The organism is Nitrospira sp., from assembly GCA_024760525.1.
GTDB lineage: Bacteria > Nitrospirota > Nitrospiria > Nitrospirales > Nitrospiraceae > Nitrospira_D.
The window spans coordinates 1,258,050-1,278,405 of record CP060499.1 but is presented as its reverse complement, the minus strand read 5'-3'; the positions used below and the strand labels follow the sequence as shown (position 1 = coordinate 1,278,405).

General features: G+C 54.3%; 19 protein-coding genes. 8 read left to right on the top strand and 11 right to left on the bottom strand.

Features of this window, described 5'->3' with window-relative positions; all coding sequences use genetic code 11:
• Positions 1–37 precede the first annotated feature (37 nt).
• Complete coding sequence (gene bioB / locus H8K04_06075) at positions 38–1,030, top strand: biotin synthase BioB (protein UVT17116.1); 993 nt, start codon at positions 38–40, stop codon at positions 1,028–1,030.
• 570 nt (positions 1,031–1,600) lie between these two features.
• On the top strand, positions 1,601–2,842 hold the full coding sequence (locus H8K04_06070; GenBank protein ID UVT17880.1) for a class I SAM-dependent methyltransferase: 1,242 nt from the start codon (positions 1,601–1,603) through the stop codon (positions 2,840–2,842).
• Positions 2,843–3,182: 340 nt separating this feature from the next.
• Here the strand turns inward: H8K04_06070 and H8K04_06065 are convergent, their stop codons facing one another.
• Complete coding sequence (locus H8K04_06065; GenBank protein UVT17115.1) at positions 3,183–4,940, bottom strand: tetratricopeptide repeat protein; 1,758 nt, start codon at positions 4,938–4,940, stop codon at positions 3,183–3,185.
• A gap of 134 nt (positions 4,941–5,074) precedes the next feature.
• Between H8K04_06065 and trmL the strand changes: the two genes are divergently transcribed.
• From trmL to H8K04_06050, 3 genes are all read left to right on the top strand, one after another.
• A complete protein-coding gene (gene trmL / locus H8K04_06060; protein ID UVT17114.1) occupies positions 5,075–5,542 on the top strand; it encodes a tRNA (uridine(34)/cytosine(34)/5-carboxymethylaminomethyluridine(34)-2'-O)-methyltransferase TrmL in 468 nt (155 codons plus the stop codon).
• 64 nt (positions 5,543–5,606) lie between these two features.
• Positions 5,607–6,164 (top strand): metal-dependent hydrolase, encoded by a 558-nt coding sequence (locus tag H8K04_06055; GenBank protein ID UVT17113.1) that lies wholly within the window; start codon positions 5,607–5,609, stop codon positions 6,162–6,164.
• Positions 6,165–6,303: 139 nt separating this feature from the next.
• Entirely contained in the window at positions 6,304–6,474 is a 171-nt protein-coding gene (locus tag H8K04_06050) for a YHS domain-containing protein (protein ID UVT17112.1), read from the top strand.
• 351 nt (positions 6,475–6,825) lie between these two features.
• Here H8K04_06050 and cysK read toward each other — a convergent pair whose 3' ends face one another.
• The 10 genes from cysK to H8K04_06000 form a co-directional block, all read right to left on the bottom strand.
• Complete coding sequence (gene cysK / locus H8K04_06045; GenBank protein ID UVT17111.1) at positions 6,826–7,758, bottom strand: cysteine synthase A; 933 nt, start codon at positions 7,756–7,758, stop codon at positions 6,826–6,828.
• Positions 7,759–7,819: 61 nt separating this feature from the next.
• Positions 7,820–8,887, bottom strand: a complete 1,068-nt coding sequence (locus H8K04_06040; GenBank protein ID UVT17110.1) for a sulfate ABC transporter ATP-binding protein — start codon at positions 8,885–8,887, stop codon at positions 7,820–7,822.
• A 42-nt stretch (positions 8,888–8,929) separates the two neighbouring features.
• Entirely contained in the window at positions 8,930–9,805 is an 876-nt protein-coding gene (gene cysW / locus H8K04_06035) for a sulfate ABC transporter permease subunit CysW (protein UVT17109.1), read from the bottom strand.
• A 6-nt stretch (positions 9,806–9,811) separates the two neighbouring features.
• Positions 9,812–10,648, bottom strand: a complete 837-nt coding sequence (cysT, locus tag H8K04_06030; protein UVT17108.1) for a sulfate ABC transporter permease subunit CysT — start codon at positions 10,646–10,648, stop codon at positions 9,812–9,814.
• A 16-nt stretch (positions 10,649–10,664) separates the two neighbouring features.
• Positions 10,665–11,501: an amino acid racemase gene (locus H8K04_06025; GenBank protein ID UVT17879.1), complete on the bottom strand. Its 837-nt coding sequence runs from the start codon at positions 11,499–11,501 to the stop codon at positions 10,665–10,667.
• Between the two features lie 354 nt (positions 11,502–11,855).
• Complete coding sequence (locus tag H8K04_06020; protein UVT17107.1) at positions 11,856–12,905, bottom strand: sulfate ABC transporter substrate-binding protein; 1,050 nt, start codon at positions 12,903–12,905, stop codon at positions 11,856–11,858.
• Positions 12,906–12,963: 58 nt separating this feature from the next.
• The gene (locus H8K04_06015; GenBank protein UVT17106.1) at positions 12,964–13,662 is read right to left on the bottom strand and encodes a hypothetical protein; all 699 of its coding nucleotides are present in this window, start codon (positions 13,660–13,662) and stop codon (positions 12,964–12,966) included.
• The gene (gene modA, locus H8K04_06010; protein ID UVT17105.1) at positions 13,659–14,483 is read right to left on the bottom strand and encodes a molybdate ABC transporter substrate-binding protein; all 825 of its coding nucleotides are present in this window, start codon (positions 14,481–14,483) and stop codon (positions 13,659–13,661) included. Before modA (H8K04_06010) ends, H8K04_06015 begins: the two co-directional genes overlap by 4 nt.
• A gap of 35 nt (positions 14,484–14,518) precedes the next feature.
• Complete coding sequence (locus tag H8K04_06005) at positions 14,519–16,156, bottom strand: hypothetical protein (protein ID UVT17104.1); 1,638 nt, start codon at positions 16,154–16,156, stop codon at positions 14,519–14,521.
• Between the two features lie 158 nt (positions 16,157–16,314).
• Positions 16,315–16,503, bottom strand: a complete 189-nt coding sequence (locus H8K04_06000) for a YezD family protein (GenBank protein UVT17103.1) — start codon at positions 16,501–16,503, stop codon at positions 16,315–16,317.
• A gap of 295 nt (positions 16,504–16,798) precedes the next feature.
• On the opposite strand from H8K04_06000, the gene H8K04_05995 reads away from it, so the two are divergent.
• The 3 genes from H8K04_05995 to modA (H8K04_05985) all read left to right on the top strand — a co-directional run bounded on the left by H8K04_05995 (position 16,799) and on the right by modA (H8K04_05985) (position 20,356).
• Positions 16,799–17,980, top strand: a complete 1,182-nt coding sequence (locus tag H8K04_05995; GenBank protein ID UVT17102.1) for a helix-turn-helix domain-containing protein — start codon at positions 16,799–16,801, stop codon at positions 17,978–17,980.
• Positions 17,981–18,043: 63 nt separating this feature from the next.
• A complete protein-coding gene (locus H8K04_05990) occupies positions 18,044–19,588 on the top strand; it encodes an alginate export family protein (GenBank protein UVT17101.1) in 1,545 nt (514 codons plus the stop codon).
• 12 nt (positions 19,589–19,600) lie between these two features.
• Positions 19,601–20,356 (top strand): molybdate ABC transporter substrate-binding protein, encoded by a 756-nt coding sequence (modA, locus tag H8K04_05985; protein UVT17100.1) that lies wholly within the window; start codon positions 19,601–19,603, stop codon positions 20,354–20,356.

The following is a 20,356-nucleotide window of genomic DNA, read 5'->3' as shown; positions in this document are numbered from 1 at the left end:
CGAAGCAGCCCATCACGTCACTGTTTTTGAGGATTCTATGAACTATATGACCTTGGCAGATAAAGCTCTCAATGACGAACTCCTTACCGAAGGAGAATGCCACTCCGTCTTGAGTGCGCCGGACGACGAATTGCTTTCATTGTTGCACGCGGCCTTTCAAGTCCGATCCAAACACTTCGGCCGCACCGTTCGCCTGCAGATGCTCCAGAATGCCAAGAGCGGAGCGTGTCAAGAAGACTGCCACTACTGTTCGCAATCCTCCATCTCGACGGCACCGATCGAACGCTACAATCTCCTTCCGCAGAAGCAAATGATCGCGGGCGCCCGGCAAGCGGCCGCATCAAAAGCCCAGCGCTACTGCATCGTCATCAGCGGACGCAGTCCATTGGATCGTGAAATCGACGAAATCGCCGGAGCTGTGCGCGCCATCAAGCAGGAAGTCCCGATTCAAATATGTTGTTCGCTTGGAATAATGAACGAATCCCAAGCCAAGAGACTGAAAGCAGCAGGCGTCGATCGGGTGAACCACAACTTGAACACCAGCGAGGCTTTTCACGCATCGATTTGCACGACCCATACATTTCAGGACCGGCTGGCGACGATCAGAAATGCCCGTGCAGCAGGATTAGAAATCTGCTCGGGTGGAATTGTCGGCATGGGAGAAAAGGACGAGGATTTGATCGAACTGGCGATGGCTCTGCGCGAGGTAAAGCCGGATTCGATCCCCCTCAACACGCTTCATCCGGTAGCCGGCACTCCATTGGAGAATTGCGACCACCTCACGCCCCAGCGCTGTTTGAAAGTACTCTGCCTCTTCCGCTTTCTTCACCCCAGCACGGAAATTCGCATTGCGGGTGGTCGAGAACACAACCTACGCAGCTTGCAACCTCTCGCTCTCTATCCAGCCGACTCCGTCTTCGTGAACGGATATCTGACGACCCCGGGCGCTCCGGCTCCGGAAGTCTGGGGCATGATCAAAGATCTCGGCTTCACGATCGAAGTGGATTATCAGCAGCCGGTGGCAGGCTAATCGTTGGAGTGGACGTTCGACTGGCTCGACACCCTCGTTGCATTAGTACTGCCGAACCACATGGCTCGGGGAAAACCGCTTTTACTAGAGAATTCCTTCCACCTGCACCACAGCTACCGGAGAGAGTAGAACGGCAGACAGAGAACACACGGTTTGCGCAGAGTGTTGCGGCGTGCACTCCGTAGAGCAGCAAAGTCGGCACGAACAACCGCCAAGGTGTATGGCACGCAGATCTACGTGTGAGAAAACGGGAAAGGTAGTGGCGAGAAGACCTTGAGCATGCCGATGCTTCTCGACACATCATGGCAGACCATACCGAAACATACTTATCATTATTACACCCGTCCCATCCAGTGCGATGGCGGCGAATGACGAGTCAGAGAATGGGCGCTCTGTTCATCCGTAGTCATTGGTAATATTTCTTATCATCCCAAATTTCCTGCTTGCTTCATGACTGTGTTTCCTCCAATTCCGCTCGCTAGTGGCCGCCCGGAAAGAATCTTGAGTATTCTGCGAGAAGCTGGTTTTACCTTCGAGGCGGTCAAAGCACGGCTGGGTACGGAATATCGTATGTGGCCGCCCGAAGAGGCTGATGGGATCGGGCGATTTCGAGCCTTTGTGCAGTGTGCCAGCATGGATGCTGACATCGGAGCTCGCATGTTGTCTGCCAGCCGGTCGGGAATCCTTGGGACGATCTCTAACTATTTCATACGGAGAGGACCGAAAGATCGACTGGACATGCTGATTTGGTTATTCTTGTTGAACGAGCCCGTACAAACGACGACCCTCGCTTGCCTCTTCTCGCCTAATGACCTCAGTGCACTTGCCGCTATGAAATTGATTCGTTTGGATGGGGACGTAGCCGTATGTGACCTCGCGTTTTTCGAGTGTGCGGGTCTCTTTTTTGCGACCGACGCGCGGGTAAGACCTCCGTCCGGCGTGAACAGCGTCATGCCCTTGCTTCCGGACTCCTTCGATTTTGTTGGTTCTGTGTCACGAAAGCCGGTGGAGTCGACATTGGACCTGTGCACCGGCTCAGGTGTCCATGCCCTCGTCGCATCGCGCCATTCGAAGCACGTAGTCGCGACGGACATCAGCCCACGAGCGTTACAATTCGCTGAGTTCAACGCTTGGTTTAACGGCATCACAAACATTGAATTCCGTCGAGGCGATCTCTTCCATGCCGTGGAAGGCAGGACCTTTGACCTTATTCTTTCAAATCCCCCATATATGCCTGATACTACAACCTCCCCGGGCGATAACCGGTTCTGCGGTGGTCGAATGGGCGACGTGTTGTGGTCGAAAATCCTACAAGGTCTCGGAAAGCATCTGCGTTCCGAGGGACTCTGTCAGATGATCCACATGATCCTTCAGTTTGGCAATGAACGTCCTGAAGATAAAACCCGGGCTTTACTTGGTCCACTTGCCGACTTATGCAACATCGTCATTTGCTCCAATACTATTGCCTATCGAAATGAAGAAACCCAGTCTGCAACTTCTATCCATTATGGTGTTACAACTATCAAACGATGCGTGAACCCTAGAGAAGTATTCTCCAGCTGCGGCCCCTTTTACCCACCATTGTCCTTTGATGTGTCAGACCTGCTTTTGGCCCTTGAGCAAGCGTCATTACCCGAGGAGCGAACACTCGTCTGTAAACACTACTTCATGCAGTCAAAGGGAAACAGGGTATTTAGCGGCGGCGGGGCACTGATGAGGATAGTCAATTTCTTGGTCTACTGTCACTTAGTCGTACGTCGTACGTTGCGTGTTCGTAGTCGCATTCATAGTGCCTTGCGCATTTTTCGTTGAATGTGCAGCGCTGCGCAACGACCGATACTTAGAATATTGCTGGTAAATGCACCCGACTGGGGTTATTGATGGCAGCGTCGCTGAGTTGAAGGGTCAGGCACCGCTTTAAGAAGGATTTCTTACTCGTTGCAATTTCTACCATTGCTGCTCGGGGGAGTCCAATCAACAACGATCGCGTTGATGAATTGATTAATCGCATTCTTCGAGGCGAGCACTGTTACAGAACTAACCAGTGCTGTGCTTAAACTACCCAGAAAGAGAGACTACCGTAGAGGCTAGTCTGCGAAAGCTTCCAGTCGAACCGTCGTGTGACCAGTCTGGAAACTGACTGAACAAGTCATCAAGGCTGATTGCGGTCGACGATCCGGAATCGGACTTCATCCACATAGGTATAGGCGGAGGCTCGCTCACCCGCAAACAACCCGCAGCGATAGAGACCCGGCGTCCAGCCGGTTTTCGGACGGTTCAAGAGGAAATAGCCGGAGCGATCGTTCATGGTGGTCATGACCCGGTCCTGTACTGTCGTTTGCGGATCCTCGGTCATCGCAGGCACTTCCGGTGAACATCGTGCGGTCAGCGACACGCTGTCGAATGAATCCGACACCAGTTTAAAGACCAAGTAGATTTCGGGTTGAGTGGCGAAAAACGTGTCTCCCGGATTCAGCGGGATGAACTCGTGGGCGCCGGTCGGAAAGTCGTCCCGCACAACTTTGGCGGCTGGAATCACGAAGCGAAACCAGCTGAAATCGGCATCACGACCCGCAATCGCCACTCCCGTATCCAGCGTCTTCTGCGGCTCTATCTTTTCGAGGGCTCCTGCGTAGACAGCTTCTTCCGGCAGCGAAGGTGAAGAATCCCTCCGGCTATCGGCCTTTTTGGCTTCCTCTTCTTTCAGCTTCACCAAGTCCGGGACATGAGGCCGCACTTTATCGAGCCAGCGGCCAATCTTCTCTTTGGCCAGCACTCGCGTACCGGCCGGTATCGGGACATCCTTGTTGACCTGTTCAAACTCAACCGCGGCATCATACAACATCTGAAAGTGGACAAAAGCTTCGTCCCATCGTTCCAACTCCACATAGCACTGCCCCATGCGATAGGTCGTGTCCGCGAAGTCTTCCTCACTTGGGTTCAGATTGGACATGTTGCCGAACACAGCGAGCGCATCTTCGCATCGGCCTAATTGCATGAGAGTCAGGCCCAACTGATGGGTGGCCAGGGAATCATAAGGATTGAGGCTCAGCAACTTGCGATACATCGGTTCGGCTTGCCGATACCGACCTGCTTCGAACAGTTTCCAAGCATCAGAACGAATGGCGGCCCATTCCTTCAGTTGAGACTCGGCGGTCTGAGGCGTCGGTGCCGGCTTGAATCGCCGCCCCCGTTCCATGGATTCATACAGCTGTGCAAGCTGATTCCTAGCCGGAACCTCGAGGGGAGAACCCGGTGGCACATGGTGCAGCACATAATGCAGATCCGTGTCGGCTCCTTGATAATCGAGGACGTCGAAGCGCGCACGAGCCAGCGCCAGTCTCCAACCTAACAGGCCCGGCATGAGTCCTACGGCCCGCTTGTACGCATCCAGAGATTCCTCCAAGCGGTCGAGCTTTCGGAGTTCTTGCGCCAGACGCCAGTGGATCAACGGATTGTTCTCTTCGATCCTGGCGATCTCATATAATTCCGCGATCGCGCCCTCGTCTTGTCCCCACCGCGCCAACAGACCCCACTTGGCCCAGCGGATATCCAATGCCGTGGGCTGTACGGCAAGAGCCCGGTCGTACGCTTGAATGGCTTCTTGGGGATCGCGAAACGTGGAAAGAATATCTCCGCGGAGCTTGTACAGAGAAACCGCGTTCGGATGAATACTCACGCCGTGGTCAAGGATCTCTAGCGCCGTCGTGATCGCGCCACTCTCCCATGCGGCCCCGGCATGCTGAGCAACCTGTTCGTCTGAACCAAGCGAGTGCTCGCCAGCCAACGCGGAGAAACCCGTGCTGAGCGTCAGGATCAGCGGCATGCCAACGAGTCGGACCATCAAGCACTTGATCGGCTGGACGGTGAACCATTGCGCCCCTGCGGGCAAGTATCGAGCTCGAATCATCCTGTTTTCCCTTCAGCAGACTCACTATATCAAGAAGCCAGTGACGGCGAAATGAGTCGACTCCTTGTGCGTCCTTCTCGGCGCATCGGGCTGCATCGTGAAAACACCCGCTTCGTGATACACTTCCTCCCCCGATGTTCGACGTGATCCTTTATCAGCCGGAGATCCCGCCCAACACAGGCAACATCATCCGCCTGTGCGCCAATACCGGCGCGAGATTGCACCTCGTGAAACCGCTTGGTTTTTCGATGGGCGATAAGCAACTGACACGCGCCGGGCTGGATTACCACGAGTTTGCCACGCTCCAGGTCTACGACAGCTGGGCGGCGTGCGCAACCCGGTTTGCCGGCTGCCGGCTGTTTGCCGTTTCCACCAGAGGTACTCAACGCTACGATCTGAACACGTACGCGACAAACGACGTGTTCCTCTTCGGACCGGAAAGTCGCGGGCTGCCGACTGAATTGCTGGAAGCCGTTGCTGAACAGCAGCGGATCCGACTTCCCATGATGCCCGACAGCAGAAGCTTGAATCTCTCCAATACTGTGGCGGTCGTGGTATACGAAGCGTGGCGGCAGATCGGATTCCTGAACAGCCGTGCGTAGTCCCGTTCAAACGATGGGACGCAGGTGCCGTTGCCTAAGAAGGCTATCTGCAATGACGTGACACATGGCCTCTGCCTTCTCTCATGCGTTCGTCGCCCTTGCCTTGGGTAAAGCTCCTCAACATCCCATCATGACTCCGCCTGTTTTGCTGCTGGGCGCGGTCTGCTCGATTGTTCCGGATGTGGATGTCTTAGGCTTCTCCTTTGGCATTCAATATGGCGATCTCTGGGGGCATCGAGGCATGACACACTCTCTCTTCCTCGCCGGTCTGCTAAGCGCCGCTCTCATAGGTCTGTTCTACCGAAACAGATCGGCATCGACAAAAGCGTGGCGTTGTGCCTATTTCTTTCTCTGCACCGCTTCCCATGGTGTGCTGGACGCCATGACCGACGGAGGATTAGGTGTAGCGTTCCTCTCCCCGTTCGACACAAACCGATATTTCTTCACTGTTCGACCGGTTGCGGTGTCTCCGATCGGTGCCACTGAGTTTTTCAGCACGGATGCTCTGCGTATCCTCGCCAGTGAGATCAAGTGGATTTGGTTTCCCACGATCGGGATATACCTGATTCTTCGCGCGCTTCACTCTGTATGGCGCTATAAGTCCGAAAAAGGATTGCGATGATGCTCCTATAAACACTCATAGAATGTGACTACGTGCGATGGAAGGACTAGGGAACTACCCAGTTCGGACAAAGGATGATCCTCTACGACAATTAAGAACAGTAGAAATGTACTTCGGATATGAACAAAGGGAGCATGCCATGACACGTACTTCCAAGACGGTTAAAGACCCGGTGTGCCTAATGGAGATCGATCCTGACGAGGCGGTCGAGCGGGAAGATTATCAGCGCCGCCACTATTACTTCTGCAACGCAGTTTGCCATAGCGCGTTTCAACTAGATCCCGAGCGTTATGCGAAACAAACTATGTGAATGAGGGCGGCGACGGGTCGGCTCTGTCCTCATCCCACTGACCTTACCTACGGTGTTCCCGCCCGCCACATGTACACGATGGCGAGCGAGATCTCACGCAGGACAAGTCTGGAACGCCCATGCGGGCTTCCAGGTAGTGTGCAGACACGTCCTGATCTGCTTCTGGAGCAACTCCTCCCCTGCAATCATTGCTGAACAAGCAGCATTGTGCGCTGACTAGACCTGAAATCCTGCACAAAACAACGGCACACATTCTGCCGAGTTGAGGTAGGAAAGGAAACCACTGAACAGGCAAGGATACGATACGCGAAAAAACTCTGTTCAATCGATAAATTCCATGGCGACCTGCCATCAAACCTCAGCGAAATACTTTCCCATGCTGAGATATCGTTCGCCGGTATCACAAAGTATCGTGACAACCGTTTTATCGCGCCCCAATTCGGCCGCTACCCGCCGGGCCGCAGCCACGTTCGCGCCGGAAGAGATTCCTCCGAACAACCCTTCTTGGCTCGCCAGGAGTTTAGAGGTGCAATACGCCTCGTCGTCCGTGACCGCAATGACCCGGTCAAGGATCTTCCGATTCAAGACGTCCGGCACAAATCCCGCGCCGATGCCCTGAATCTTGTGAGGTCCAGGAACGCCTCCGGAAAGAACTGGTGAAGCGCTTGGTTCAACGGCGATGATGCGGACCGTTTGGTTCCGTTCTTTGAACACTTCGCCGCAACCCGTAATCGTGCCACCGGTGCCGACGCCGGCGACGAACGCATCAATGCGGCCGTCCAACGCATTCCAAATTTCCTCAGCCGTCGTTCTCCGATGCATCGCCGGATTCGCGGGGTTCGAGAATTGATCCGGTTTGAAGTATGACGGGTTACGGCTCACAATGCGGTCGGCTTCTCTAATTGAACCCAACATCCCTTCCCAACCGGCGGTGCACACCAATTCCGCTCCATACGACGATAAGAGACTGGCCCGTTCCAGACTCATGGTTTCCGGCATGACGAGGATCAATTTGTACCCTCGTACCGCTGCGATAAGCGCCAGGCCGATGCCGGTGTTCCCACTGGTTGGCTCGACGATCGTCGCGCCGGGCTTCAGCCGTCCGCTTCGCTCCGCCTCATCGACCATATTGAGGCAAATTCTGTCTTTTACGCTGCCGCCGGGGTTCGCATATTCCACCTTTGCATAGATCGTTGCACCGCCTTGGGGCGAAAGCCGATTCAGCCGAACGAGCGGTGTATTCCCGATCCATTCCGTCGCATTGTTATACCGTCGATCGGTCACCGACCGCCTCCCATGTCATGGCTTGACTTTCATATATCGACAGTCGATCTGGCGAGCGGAATTACGCATGAGGCACTTTGAACACCTGCAACTGCTTCGGGTGCACAAAGACGACATCACCTTGCTGTAATTTCAACTCACGATAACGTTCCTTCGTCAACTCGACCGCGATAATTTCAGACGATTCTTTCGACACCAGTTCCACATGAACTCGTGCGCCGGCCGTAATGAGAAACTGGACGGTCGCTTCGAGTTGTGTCGGTGCGGTCCGAGTCGGGCTGAGCTCAAAATCATGAGGCCGCACGAACGTCACTTCCTTATGATCGGAAGCATCTCCATCGGCCTGCGCCCGTTCACCGGCCTCCTTATCCAAGAGTCGGTCATGTGAAATGCGCCCGTGGAACACATTGACATCGCCGAGGAATTGGTACACGAACGGAGTTGCCGGATTTTCATAGACTTCATCCGGTGTACCCACCTGCTCAATACTCCCCTGATGCATCACGACGACACGATGAGCCGCTTCCAGAGCTTCTTCTTGATCGTGGGTCACTAAGATGCTCGTAATATGCAAGTCGTCGTGGAGCCGCCGGAGCCATCGGCGGAGTTCTTTACGGACCTTCGCATCCAATGCTCCAAACGGTTCATCCAGCAGAAGAAGTTTCGGCTCCACCGCCAATGCTCTGGCCAGTGCGACACGTTGTCGCTGGCCTCCCGAGAGCTGACTGGGATACCGATCAGCCATCGCCTGCAGCTGCACAAGCCTCAGCAACTCCTGAACTTTCTCTTGTATTCGCGCTACAGAAGGGCGTTGTGTCCGAGGAAGCACGTTCAGTCCAAACGCGACGTTCTCCGCCACGGTCATGTGCCGAAACAGCGCATAATGCTGGAAGACGAATCCCACTCGGCGCTCGGTGATTCGTTGATCCGTCACCTCCGTGCCGTGTAGAAAGATGCGTCCCTGATCCGGTCGTTCCAATCCAGCGAGAATTCTCAGCAGCGTCGTCTTGCCGCAACCGGACGGGCCGAGGAGCGCAACAAGTTCTCCCGCCTCAACCTGCAGGTTGACGTCGTTCAATACCGTGAACGTTCCAAACCGTTTCGTAACATGATCGACCCGGATACTCATGATGGACTCCTGGCTAATATAGGCATCTGTGTCCAGTGACCGCTAGGGCATGCGCTGATGCGGTGAGGCTGTTTTCCGCTCGATCAGCGCCTTTGCCGAGAGGGTTACGATCGCCAACAGGGTCAGGAGTGAGGCGACGCCAAACGCCGACGCAGCGTTGTACTCGTTGTATAGAATCTCGACATGCAGCGGCATCGTGTTCGTCAGCCCTCGGATATGGCCTGAGACCACCGACACCGCGCCGAACTCACCCATCGCACGCGCATTGCACAAAATCACCCCATAAAGGAGACTCCATTTGATGTTCGGCAGCGTCACGCGTGTAAACATTTGCCAGCCCGAGGCCCCCAGCGTGATGGCCGCTTCCTCTTCCTCACGCCCTTGCGATTGCATAAGGGGAATGAGCTCGCGGGCGACAAACGGAACCGTCACAAAAATCGTTGCGAGGACGATACCGGGCAACGCAAAGATGATCTTGATATCGTGCTCGGCCAACCACGGCCCCAGCCAGCCCTGAGCCCCAAAGAGCAGGACATAGATCAATCCAGAGATCACGGGAGAGACAGCCAACGGCATATCGATCAGGGTAATAAGCGCCTGCTTACCGATGAATTCGAACTTGGCGATAGCCCAAGCCGCCGCCACCCCGAAGACGGCGTTCAGCGGCACAGCCACAGCCGCGACCAGGAGGGTCAAACGTATCGCCGCAAGGGCATCCTCATTGAGAAACGACTCGAAGTAACTGGCGAGTCCATGTTTCAACGCTTCGCTAAAGATGGCGACAATCGGGACGAATAGGAAGAGCGTCAAATAGAGGAACGCGGCGGCAATCAACAGCTTACGGACGAGAGAGCTCTCGGTCGTGAGCGAATCTTTCCACTCCAGATCCTTGTCGGCGGCAGTCGTGACAGAATTCATAGGTTCCTATTGATTCATGTGGCGAGTGCTGCTCCACCACTGAAGGAGGTTGATCGCCAAGGCCAGGACAAACGATGCCACAAGCATCACCACGCCCAGCGCAGTGGCTCCCGAATAATTGTACTGTTCCAATTTGGTCATGATCAGCAGCGGGGTGATCTCCGATTTGAGGGGCATATTGCCCGCAATGAAAATGACCGATCCATACTCCCCGACGGCGCGCGCAAACGCCATCGCGATCCCGGTCAGGAGCGCAGGCCAAAGCTCGGGCACGATGACGGCTCGAAATGTTTGCCATCGATTGGCCCCCAGCGTGGTGGCGGCCTCTTCAACTTCCTTGTCCAAATCCTGCAGCACCGGCTGTACAGTACGAACGACAAACGGCAATCCGATGAACGTCAGCGCAACAAGTACACCCAACGGAGTGAAAGCGACCTTGATGCCCAACGGTTCCAGATACCGGCCGATCCATCCGTTTGACGCATAGATCGCCGTCAGCGTAATGCCGGCGACTGCGGTCGGCAGGGCAAAGGGGAGATCGACGAGCGCATCGACGAGAGACCGGCCTGGGAAACGGTACCTGACCAACACCCACGCGATGATCGACCCGAACAATCCGTTGATGAGCGCGCCGACCAGCGAAGCCCCGAACGTCAGCTGATAGGAGGCAATGGCCCGTGGGTTGGTGACGATCTCCCAAAACTGTTCCCAGGACAATGTACTGGTCTTTATAAAGAGGCCGCTGAGAGGGATCAACACGATGAGGCTGAAATAAAAGATGGCGAACCCCAATGTCAGACCGAATCCTGGGAGCACGCTGGGCTGTTTCAACGTCAGGCGCATAAGGTGTTTGTCCGTATCAATTCGCGGGTATTCCGTGTATACGAAAACCCACTCGTCTCATCACTGAAGCCTTCATCGCCATGTCAGTTTTGGTCCGCACACAACACTCTGTTGGTGAAACTCTCATGCATCGACGACCTGTCTCACGCTCTTCTCCCGACTGCCATTGCCTCTGGACCCCGTAACGCAGCTCAGCTCGCGCCAGCAAGCGTGTAGAGTCCAGCAGCGGAAGAACCGATTGTTCCTCAGAGAGGAATACAGGCAATTCCGTGCATCCGAGAATGACCGCTTCAACCCCCTCCTCGGCCATCTCCGAGATCACCTTCTGCAAAAAAAGGCGAGAGCCGCTTGTGAACCGGCCTGCAATCAGTTCACTCCGAATCATCTGCTGAATTCGGACCCTGTCGGCCCCCGTTGGAATCACCATCTGTATATCTCGCTGCTTCAGCGCATGCCGATAGATCGACCCTTCCATGACGATCTGCGTTCCGAGAATTCCGACTCGTCGCCATCCGTGCTGCATGATTTCTTCCAGAACCGGCTTGGCGATGTGCAGCCACGGGAGCGGCGATTCAACCAAGTCAATAGCCTTGTGCAACGTGTTGTTCGGACAAATAATGAAATCGGCGCCGACCCGGGCCAGTTTGGAGGCCGAGTGAGACATGAGAGCCGCCACCTCTCTCCAGTCGTCCCGGTCGATCGCGTTGAGATATAGATCAAGGGGGAACGAATGGAGCGTGATCTCGGGGTGCTCATCTCGGCGCCCCAAGACATGCTCCGCTTCCAGACTCAAGGTCCGGTAACAGAGGGCTGCTCCCTCAGCCGTTCCGGCGACAATGCCGACATGCGGAATTCTTTGATCGAGGTTACCCATTGATAGAAAGTTCCCGATATCGACGAGAATCAAAACAAACAGATTCCGAGCGCGCATCGACATCCATCTGTCGGCCTCGCTTCAAAAAATACACAGGCAATCCTCGGCGCGACGCTTCACCGCGCACTCTTCTTGCCAATGTATGACTCACCCGGTCCAACACCACGACGACTGCCTCAGTGCCTTTAGGGATCGATCGCACCAGATCACGATGCTTGCGCCCCGTCCAATGCTCTACGCGACTTTTTCTGCCGCCCGACCGCTTCCGGAACACTTCGGCGGAATCACCCCCGACTCCCTGCCGCCTCCGCCATTAGCCCCGCGCTCGGCGAGCTATTTCAGCTTGTAGATCTCGTCAAAGACTCCACCGTCTGCAAAATGTGTCTGCTGTGCCTTTTGCCACCCTCCGAATACGTCATTGATCGTAAACAAACTCACTTTCGAGAACTGGCCCGCATATTTGGCCAACGCCGCCTCCGAACGGGGGCGGTAAAAGTGCTTGGCTGCGATCTCCTGGCCTTCATCTGAATAGAGATACTGGAGGTAGGCCTGCGCCTGGGTTTCGGTGCCCTTTTTCTTCGCCACCGAATCGACGAGCGATACGGTCGGCTCAGCGAGGATGCTGACCGACGGGGTCACAATCTCGAATTTCCCCGCGCCGAATTCCTTGAGCGCCAAATATGCCTCGTTTTCCCATCCGACCAGCACGTCCCCGATTCCGCGCTCAACGAATGTCGTGGTTGCACCCCGTGCACCCGAATCGAGCACCGGCACATTCGCGTAAAACTTTCCGATAAATTCCTTAGCCTTCGTGTCGCTATTGTCATATTTTTTCAGTGCATAGCCCCATGCGGACAGATAGGCCCAGCGCGCGGCCCCCGACGTTTTCGGATTGGCAGGAATGACCGCCACTCCGGGTTTCACGAGGTCGTCCCAATCACGAATGGCTTTGGGATTTCCCTTCCGCACCAGGAAGACAATAGTCGAGGTATAGGGTGAACTGTTGTGTGGCAACCGTGTCTGCCAATTTGCCGGCAACAGGCGAGCTTTGGCGATGGCATCCACGTCATAGGCCAAGGCCAACGTCACCACGTCGGCATCCAGGCCGTCGATCACGGCCCGCGCTTGTTTGCTGGACCCAGCGTGCGATTGCTTGACGACGACCGGTTGGCCTTTTTCCTTCTGCCAATACTTGGCAAAGGCCGCATTGAATTCCTGGTACAGCTCCCGCGTCGGATCATAGGACACATTTAAGATGACCACCGATTCGGCAGCCTGAAGCGATGAACTCAGCAAAAGCAATCCAGACAACACTGCCGTTATAGATATAGGTGCTAACCGTTTTATCCGCACAACATGCTCCTTTCTCTTCTCAGTCTTCATGACCCAATCGCCTCCACGACAGCAATCCCGTTCAGACCGGTCGAACCGGACTGCTCGTTCACGAGCGGGGACTTTTTGTGAGCGCGTCAAGTGCGTCACGGTACCGAATCTGCAGTTCCTCCCGCTGGTCGATCGTGAACAAGCTCCAACCGGAACGGGTGGAGTGCAAATACTCTTCCGGCTCAAATGTCGCATGAAAGGCCGGAGCCTGTTCGGGCACATTCGGCATCTGACGGTCATACTTGCTGATGTCAGGCCCAGGACTATGGCGGTCATGGGCTTCGCTCAAGGCGAGATACAGCAGATTGCCTTGAACGGACAGCCAACCGGATGTCGTTTCCTCTTCTCCATACTCAGTCACCTGACCGAGGTGAAAATAGACACGCTGATCCGGCGAGGCCAGCTCCAAGGCCCTGGAAATTGCCGGTGCGAGCACCGCTACCTCTTCATTGCGAAAGGCCCTTGTTCGCTCGGCTTCTCCGGAAAGGAGTTGATGGACCATGTTGCGTTGTTTCCAAATGCGCACCCCTCTCAACAACGAACCGACCTCGCTTGGAGTTAATGCCGCTGGATGAGTGTTCACGTGAGGAGCAGGATCTTTCTCTAAATACACACGATTGAGTCCGGATTGATAGATGCTCATCTCCGGCGCAACTGAAGTCCCTGCGCAACCATTCATGATGGCGATGCTTAGGACGAGAAGTGTGCGGGCAAACCATGAACTACGATGTTTGTCACTGCTTGTCCTTTCCCTCATGGCTTGACCTCCTCGCGCTGTGTGAGGTTGATATCTGATACGATCGGCTCAAATCCGTATTGTTTGAATTCCCCCTGCGCCTTTTCGCTCTGCAGGAACGAAACGAAGTCGCGGGCTCCCGAAATGTTGCGTGCCGTCCAAGGTGAGGCGACTCCGTATGTGATCGGTCTATGACTGCCGGATGGCGCCGAATCGATGATGCGCACTCGCTTAGATCCGATGGCATCGGTTCGATGTACCACACCCAGCTCCGCCTCTCCCTTTGAGACAAGATCCAGGACGGCTCGAGAATGTTCTCCGTAGATGAATTGAGATTTCAGACGGGACTCGAGGTTTCGATCTCTCAAGAACTGGATGGTGTCTTTGCCGACGGCTGACGCCGAGGGATCTCCGATGGCGATATGCCTCACGGGTTTGGTCTCAAGATCTTGAATGGAGTCGAGCTGTGCCGGGAACGCACTGTTGGTGATCAACACAAGGGCCGTACGAGCGTAGACATGTTTGGTGCCTTTAAGGATAAGCTCCTTGCTTTCCAGCTGATCGATGTCCTCGATGAGCGCAGGAAGATATACATCCACCGGTGCCCCTTCCTCGATTTGCTTGGTGAGTGTCTTGGGTTGCGCATAAATGACCCGTACCGCGAGGTCTCGGTTTTGCGCTTCGAAAAGAGGCAATATCTTTCGAAGCACGTCTTTCAGGTTAGTAGCCGCCGCGATGGTGAGGACCTCGGATTGTGCATACGCGGGTGGAGTCACTGATCCGGCAAATGAGACGATACTGATGAAGAACAGTGCGCGAGCAAGGCGATGCGCGAATGTCATGACAGTCTCCTTATGTCTGTGCTGTTTCATCTGCGTTAGAAATAAAATTGATACTGGACATTGAATCGGTTTTCGACGAGATCCCGGCCAAATCCCGGAAGATTTTCGAAGGGGAACCGATCCGGCGCTCGTCCACCGCTGCCCATCGTAATATTCGAATAATCGAGAATGATGCGATTATTGTACGTGCCGTCAAAGCTATAGCTGATGGCAACGCCCAGTTCTTTGGTCAAATCCTGTTTCTGTCTGATCGAAGGATCCAGGATGCCATATCGGACCGCGACTTCGAGCTTGCGCGGGATCACATATTTCCCCACTTGCACATACCAGCCCCAGGCATCACCAAGTGACACCGGCGGCCCAACGGCGAGCGGACTGGTCGGGATTGTTCCCAAGTCGAACGGTCTGGTTCCAGCATCGCCATTCCGTACATCTTGAATGCGATAGAACCCTTCCGCTTGAAGCGACCAGCCCTTGTATTTGAGGATATAATCCAGATTAAACGTGTGAAAATCGTAAATGCCGCCACCGAGTAGCCTCCCATTGTAGGCCTGGGTGACTCGCTGACGAAACGTCCGCTCGACGATGTCGGATCGGATCGAGCTCAGGTAGTTTTGAGCCGGATCGTAAGCATAGGCGAAGGCGACGGCGGTTTGAGGGGTTCTGGAATTGAGAATATCTCCCTGGCCGTACCCGGGATTGCCCGCGAGCTTATAGAGCAATCTGACCGTGTACATCATTTCCCCGGTCAAAAAACGAGTATCGTAGTTGTATGTTCTGGTCGTTCCGGCACTTGGCCCTCCTCCGCCGGTGGGTGGCAGCACATTCTGACTGACCGCCGTGCCCTCTCGCGTGAGATTTGCTCCAACTCCGCCCCAAATACCGATGGCATAATTAAACTTATACTTCTCTTCATCACTCATAATGGTGATACCCACGTCCCGACTGCTCTGGAGGTTCGCCGCAAAAACCCTCTGCACCACCATGTTATCCGCAAAAGTCGTCGTGGCATTGGACGTGATCAGCGCGCGATTGAACCAGACTCGTTGCTGACCGACTTGAACCGTGGCCCAAGGGATGTGCCATGACGAAATATACGCATCGAGCAGGTTGAGTCGTCCGCTCCCGCCTTCTTGGTCAAAGGCCGGTTGGGTCGCCGCCAAAGAAAAATTGTATCGAATGTCAGGATCAAAGGCGTATCCCATGAATTGAAGCTGCACATTGGAAACTGAAAATTTATTCGAATCGCTCTGATACCGATATGCTCGATACTCGACTTGCCCACCGAGAATCTCCGGATTTCTCGAGTCGCCGATTATCCCCCAGGCCTCGTTGTAAGCACTGTGGGTGTAGCGCACTTGTGTAAGCAGTCGAAGCTTGAGCAGAAATTTTTCACCGACGCGGAAGTTCAATCCATTGTTGACATCGACATTAAAGTTCGGCTTGGTGAGCCGTTCTCTGGTTTCGATGACCTTCAGGCCTTTGCTGTACTCTTCTTCCGAAATCAGTCCTTTCAAGTAGAGATACTTCAAGCCTGGATCTTCGCCCGAGTAGTACTCCCACTTGCCGTCCTTCCTCACGAATTGACCTTCTTCCACGGCCAAAGTCGGTGAAACACGTGTAAGCGATATCGCCATGATCACGAGCAAAAGAATGGAACCGGAAATTCTCATGTCGCGTTCCTTCCTGACATGTGAACTTCCGGTGGTCCGGTCAGTTCTTAGTTAAATGAATTGACAGCAACTCTGGCACTTCCAGTCGTCTGGACTACCTACCCGATCGTCTCAATACTCCTGGGTACAGCCGCTCTTTTTGAACTGTCATCAGCGCGTTATCGAATCGAGCGTGAAAGTGTGCCGTCAAAGCGTGTCTTTTCTTTTCGTTCAATCTGGACCACTTTGGAGTCATGAACGATGATTTCGACAGACCCGAACCGAATTCCTCTCAGTGCGAGCAGAATTGCTTGCTCGACCGCCGCATCTGAGTTTGAATTCGTTACGTCTTGATCTGCCTTAGACATGTTTACGGCTGACTTTCTGAAATCAACTCAATCCCTACATTACCGATCATGATTAACGATGCATCTTATAACTAAACTAGAGTTTCTTTGTCAACATAATAAATAATAAACTCTAACTTTTTACTATCTATAATAAACTCAACTATTTACGAGATATTCATATCCTTAAATGATTGTTTGACATCCTCTCGATTTCCAATATTCCCAGCTAGACAATTTACTCATTTTTGGCCTTACGAAAAAAACGTGTACATTATAATTGACATATGACAATTGTGCTTGCTATACAGCCGCCATGAAGATTCAGACCGAACAACGTGAAAACGCCGGTCAGTTTTCCAATCGCCTCAAATCTGTCCGAACGAGGAACGGCTTCTCTCAGGGCGAGCTCGCCAGGCGAGCGGGCATGACGCGGCAGGCTGTCTCTTCCATTGAATCAAATCGGTATTTGCCGACCACGGCCGTTGCGCTCCGGCTGGCCTCTGTTTTGTCATGCCGTGTAGAGGATCTATTCGCTCTTATCCCGGCTGAAGACATCATCGAAGGTGAGTTGATCGGTCAGCGCCTAGAAAAAGAGCCAAATATTTCCCCCATTCGGGTCAAGGTTTCCACTATAGGAAGACGGATGATCGTGCGCCCTGTCGCCGACTTGGGCGGGCAGCTCTCCATCGCCGTTCCTGCCGATGGATATATCGCCGACACGCATCACAAGTCCTCCGGCACGACCGTTCGAGTCAAACTTTCGCGGGATCGGGAAGTGATCCAACAGGAAATCTCCGTGGCCGGATGCGACCCGGCGATTTTTTTGGCCGGTGAACATTTACGGCGACGCAAGGATCAGACGACGGTCGTCGGTTGGCCGATGGGAAGCATGGCGGCGCTGCGGGCCTTGCAGCGTGGCGAGGTCCATGTTGCCGGATTGCACCTATTTGATCCAGCCACCGGCGAATCGAATATGCCGTTCCTTCGGCGGCACCTCAAAGGATCGGCCTATGAAATCGTCACGTTTGCGACGTGGGAAGAGGGCTTCTTGGTTCGAAAAGGCAATCCATTGTCCATCCGGACTGCAGCCGATCTTGCCCAACCGACGGTTACTGTGGTCAATCGGGAGGAAGGCTCTGGGGCGAGGCTGCTGCTTGATCAACGATTGCGGGCATCCGGAGTAGAACCGACCCATGTTCAAGGATACGACCGGATCGTATCCTCTCATTTTGAAGTGGCTCGAGCCATCAATGGACGCCAGGCCGACGTTGGGATTGGCATTCGCTCGGCGGCACAACTTTTTGGACTCGACTTCGTTCCACTACAAGCCGCGCGCTACGATCTGGTCGTACCCAAGTTTTACTTAAAATCCCATCCGACCCTAGCCCACTTGTTTGAGACCATCGTGAGCGGACCATTTCGAAATGAGATCGAAGCCTTGGGAGGATACGACACGACCGACACGGGGAAAGTCCATGCCCTGCGGGCCGTTTAAGTACTTTCTCGCCAGGTTTCACACACACTTTTACAACAACCGCCGGAACAAAAAGGAGAATCGATGTCGAAGAAATCGTGGTGGTGGGCCTTGCTCAGTGTGCCGCTCCTGTTTTTGGGGACGGACATAACAAAGGCCGTCGAGTATGGGGAGCTGGTACAGAAAGACGGCAAATGGGAATTCAAGGAGACGGAAGATCCGGTCATCAAACTCATGCACGACAAACACTGGATCAACGACGAAGAGTATTTCAAAGTCACCGATCGTCAGGGGAAAAATTGGATCGAACCCGTCGATGCGGTGCTGAATCGACGGCGGGAAATGGAGTGGGTTCGTTACGAAAAGACTGCGCTCCACTTACCCGACTGGCTCGATCTCGGGTTCGAAAACCGAACCCGGTTTGAATCATATGATCATCCCTGGCGGGCCAGCCAGGCCATTGGAAACGGACGGACGGACGCACAAATTGCCTTGCGGTCGAGGGTGCGTATCGGCTTAGGTGGCGACGGTCCTTTGAAGCTCTTGTTCGAGGGGCAAGATTCGCGTTCCTTTCTCGATGGAGACCGTGGCGATTTCCGGGACACGACCACAGTCAATGAATTCGACGTCCTACAGTTGGTCGGGTCATTAACCGTAAACAATCTCTTTGGAACCGGGCTTCGTACCGATGTTCACTTCGGACGCATGACCTTGGATCTCGGCAATCGCCGGTTGGTCGCACGAAATGCGTTTCGCAACACGACCAATTCCTTCGATGGGTTTCACTGGCAACTCAGTCAAGACAAGACCTGGAGAATCCGGGGGTTTGCGACGCAACCGGTCGTGCGTGACGACACGAGGCTCGATCAACAATACAACAACCTGCTCTTTTGGGGAACCTACTTTGAAAGTCGCCATTTCCCATGGTTCCTGGTCGACGCCTATTATTTGGGCCTGAACGATCAACGACTCCCGAACGGGACTACGCACCGTACCTACACGACCGCCGGAGGTCGCTTCTACAAGGACCCCAAGCCGGGGGAACCGGACTATGAAATAGAGACCACGTGGCAAACCGGCCGTCGTGGCGTCACCGATCACTTCGCCCACTTTCAGCATCTGGAACTCGGCTATATGTTCAATGTGCCCTGGACCCCTCGACTCGTGTTTCAATTTGACTATGCCAGTGGAGATCGCCAACCGGGCGATAGTCAGGATGAAGGGTTCGACACCTTGTTTGGCGCGCGGCGATGGGAGTACGGGCCAACCGGCACCTGGGGCCCATTTTCCAGAACCAACCTCATCACGCCGGGTTGGCGCATATTCCTCAACCCAACTCCCAATTGGATTTTGATGGCCAAACATCGCGTTTGGTATCTGGCGCAGGACAGAGATGTCTTCGGCAATACCGGCTTGCGGGACCAGACCGGGAATTCCGGCACGTCGTTGGGGCATGACGTCGAACTGCAAGCGCAATGGATGATCAACGCGAACCTAGATTTCGATGTGGGGTACGTGCACTGGTTCAAAGGCTCGTATTTTGACAGCCCCACCATCCTCGCCCAAATGCCTTCCGGTGGAAACAAAGATTCGGATTATTTTTATGCGTCGATACGGCTCAGAATTTAGAAAGGATTGACCATGAAACTGAAGGTTCTCGCATGGTGCTTGTGTGTGTGTTCGAGTATGGCGGTACCATCGGCCTTCGCCGAACAAGCCGTAGTGGCCGTCGCCGCCAATTTTGTTCCGCCGTTCCGTGAAATCGCAATCGAGTTTGAACAATCGACCGGGCATCAGCTTCGGGTTGCTGCCGGTTCCTCCGGAAATTTTTATTCGCAGATCAAGAATGGCGCACCGTTCGATGTGTTCTTCTCAGCCGACATGGAACGGCCCAAGAAGTTGGAAGATGAGGAGTTGGGCGTCAAGGATTCCCGTTTCACCTATGCCATTGGCCGGATCGTGCTCTGGAGTCCGAATGCCGATCTGATCAAGGGAGAAGAGACGTTGCGTTCAAAGAAATTCAAACGTTTGGCCATCGCAAACCCAAAAACCGCACCATACGGCGTCGCGGCCATGCAGACTCTACAAAAGCTGGAGCTCTGGGAGACTCTGCAACCCCAAATCGTCATGGGTGAAAGTATTGGCCAGACGATGGGATTCATCGAATCCGGGAATGCGCAATTGGGATTTGTGGCCTTATCTCAAGTCATGGATCCGAGAATCAAGGGGCAAGGCAGCCGCTGGGATGTCCCCACCAATCTGCATGAACCGATCAAACAAGACGTGATCTTGTTGACGAAGGGAAAGGATAATGCAGCGGCAAAAGCGCTCCTGGAGTTCATGAGCGGGCCGCAAGCCGGAAAGATCATCCAATACTATGGGTATGAGTTGAAGTAG

What these genes read in the sequence shown, in the direction of transcription:
- bioB (UVT17116.1), top strand. Translation starts at nt 38, where the DNA reads ATGAACTATATGACCTTGGCAGATAAAGCTCTCAATGACGAACTCCTT.
- H8K04_06070 (UVT17880.1), top strand. Translation starts at nt 1,601, where the DNA reads ATGTGGCCGCCCGAAGAGGCTGATGGGATCGGGCGATTTCGAGCCTTT.
- H8K04_06065 (UVT17115.1), bottom strand. Translation starts at nt 4,940, where the DNA reads ATGATTCGAGCTCGATACTTGCCCGCAGGGGCGCAATGGTTCACCGTC.
- trmL (UVT17114.1), top strand. Translation starts at nt 5,075, where the DNA reads ATGTTCGACGTGATCCTTTATCAGCCGGAGATCCCGCCCAACACAGGC.
- H8K04_06055 (UVT17113.1), top strand. Translation starts at nt 5,607, where the DNA reads ATGGCCTCTGCCTTCTCTCATGCGTTCGTCGCCCTTGCCTTGGGTAAA.
- H8K04_06050 (UVT17112.1), top strand. Translation starts at nt 6,304, where the DNA reads ATGACACGTACTTCCAAGACGGTTAAAGACCCGGTGTGCCTAATGGAG.
- H8K04_06040 (UVT17110.1), bottom strand. Translation starts at nt 8,887, where the DNA reads ATGAGTATCCGGGTCGATCATGTTACGAAACGGTTTGGAACGTTCACG.
- cysW (UVT17109.1), bottom strand. Translation starts at nt 9,805, where the DNA reads ATGAATTCTGTCACGACTGCCGCCGACAAGGATCTGGAGTGGAAAGAT.
- cysT (UVT17108.1), bottom strand. Translation starts at nt 10,648, where the DNA reads ATGCGCCTGACGTTGAAACAGCCCAGCGTGCTCCCAGGATTCGGTCTG.
- H8K04_06020 (UVT17107.1), bottom strand. Translation starts at nt 12,905, where the DNA reads ATGAAGACTGAGAAGAGAAAGGAGCATGTTGTGCGGATAAAACGGTTA.
- H8K04_06015 (UVT17106.1), bottom strand. Translation starts at nt 13,662, where the DNA reads ATGAGGGAAAGGACAAGCAGTGACAAACATCGTAGTTCATGGTTTGCC.
- modA (UVT17105.1), bottom strand. Translation starts at nt 14,483, where the DNA reads ATGACATTCGCGCATCGCCTTGCTCGCGCACTGTTCTTCATCAGTATC.
- H8K04_06005 (UVT17104.1), bottom strand. Translation starts at nt 16,156, where the DNA reads ATGAGAATTTCCGGTTCCATTCTTTTGCTCGTGATCATGGCGATATCG.
- H8K04_06000 (UVT17103.1), bottom strand. Translation starts at nt 16,503, where the DNA reads ATGTCTAAGGCAGATCAAGACGTAACGAATTCAAACTCAGATGCGGCG.
- H8K04_05995 (UVT17102.1), top strand. Translation starts at nt 16,799, where the DNA reads ATGAAGATTCAGACCGAACAACGTGAAAACGCCGGTCAGTTTTCCAAT.
- H8K04_05990 (UVT17101.1), top strand. Translation starts at nt 18,044, where the DNA reads ATGTCGAAGAAATCGTGGTGGTGGGCCTTGCTCAGTGTGCCGCTCCTG.
- modA (UVT17100.1), top strand. Translation starts at nt 19,601, where the DNA reads ATGAAACTGAAGGTTCTCGCATGGTGCTTGTGTGTGTGTTCGAGTATG.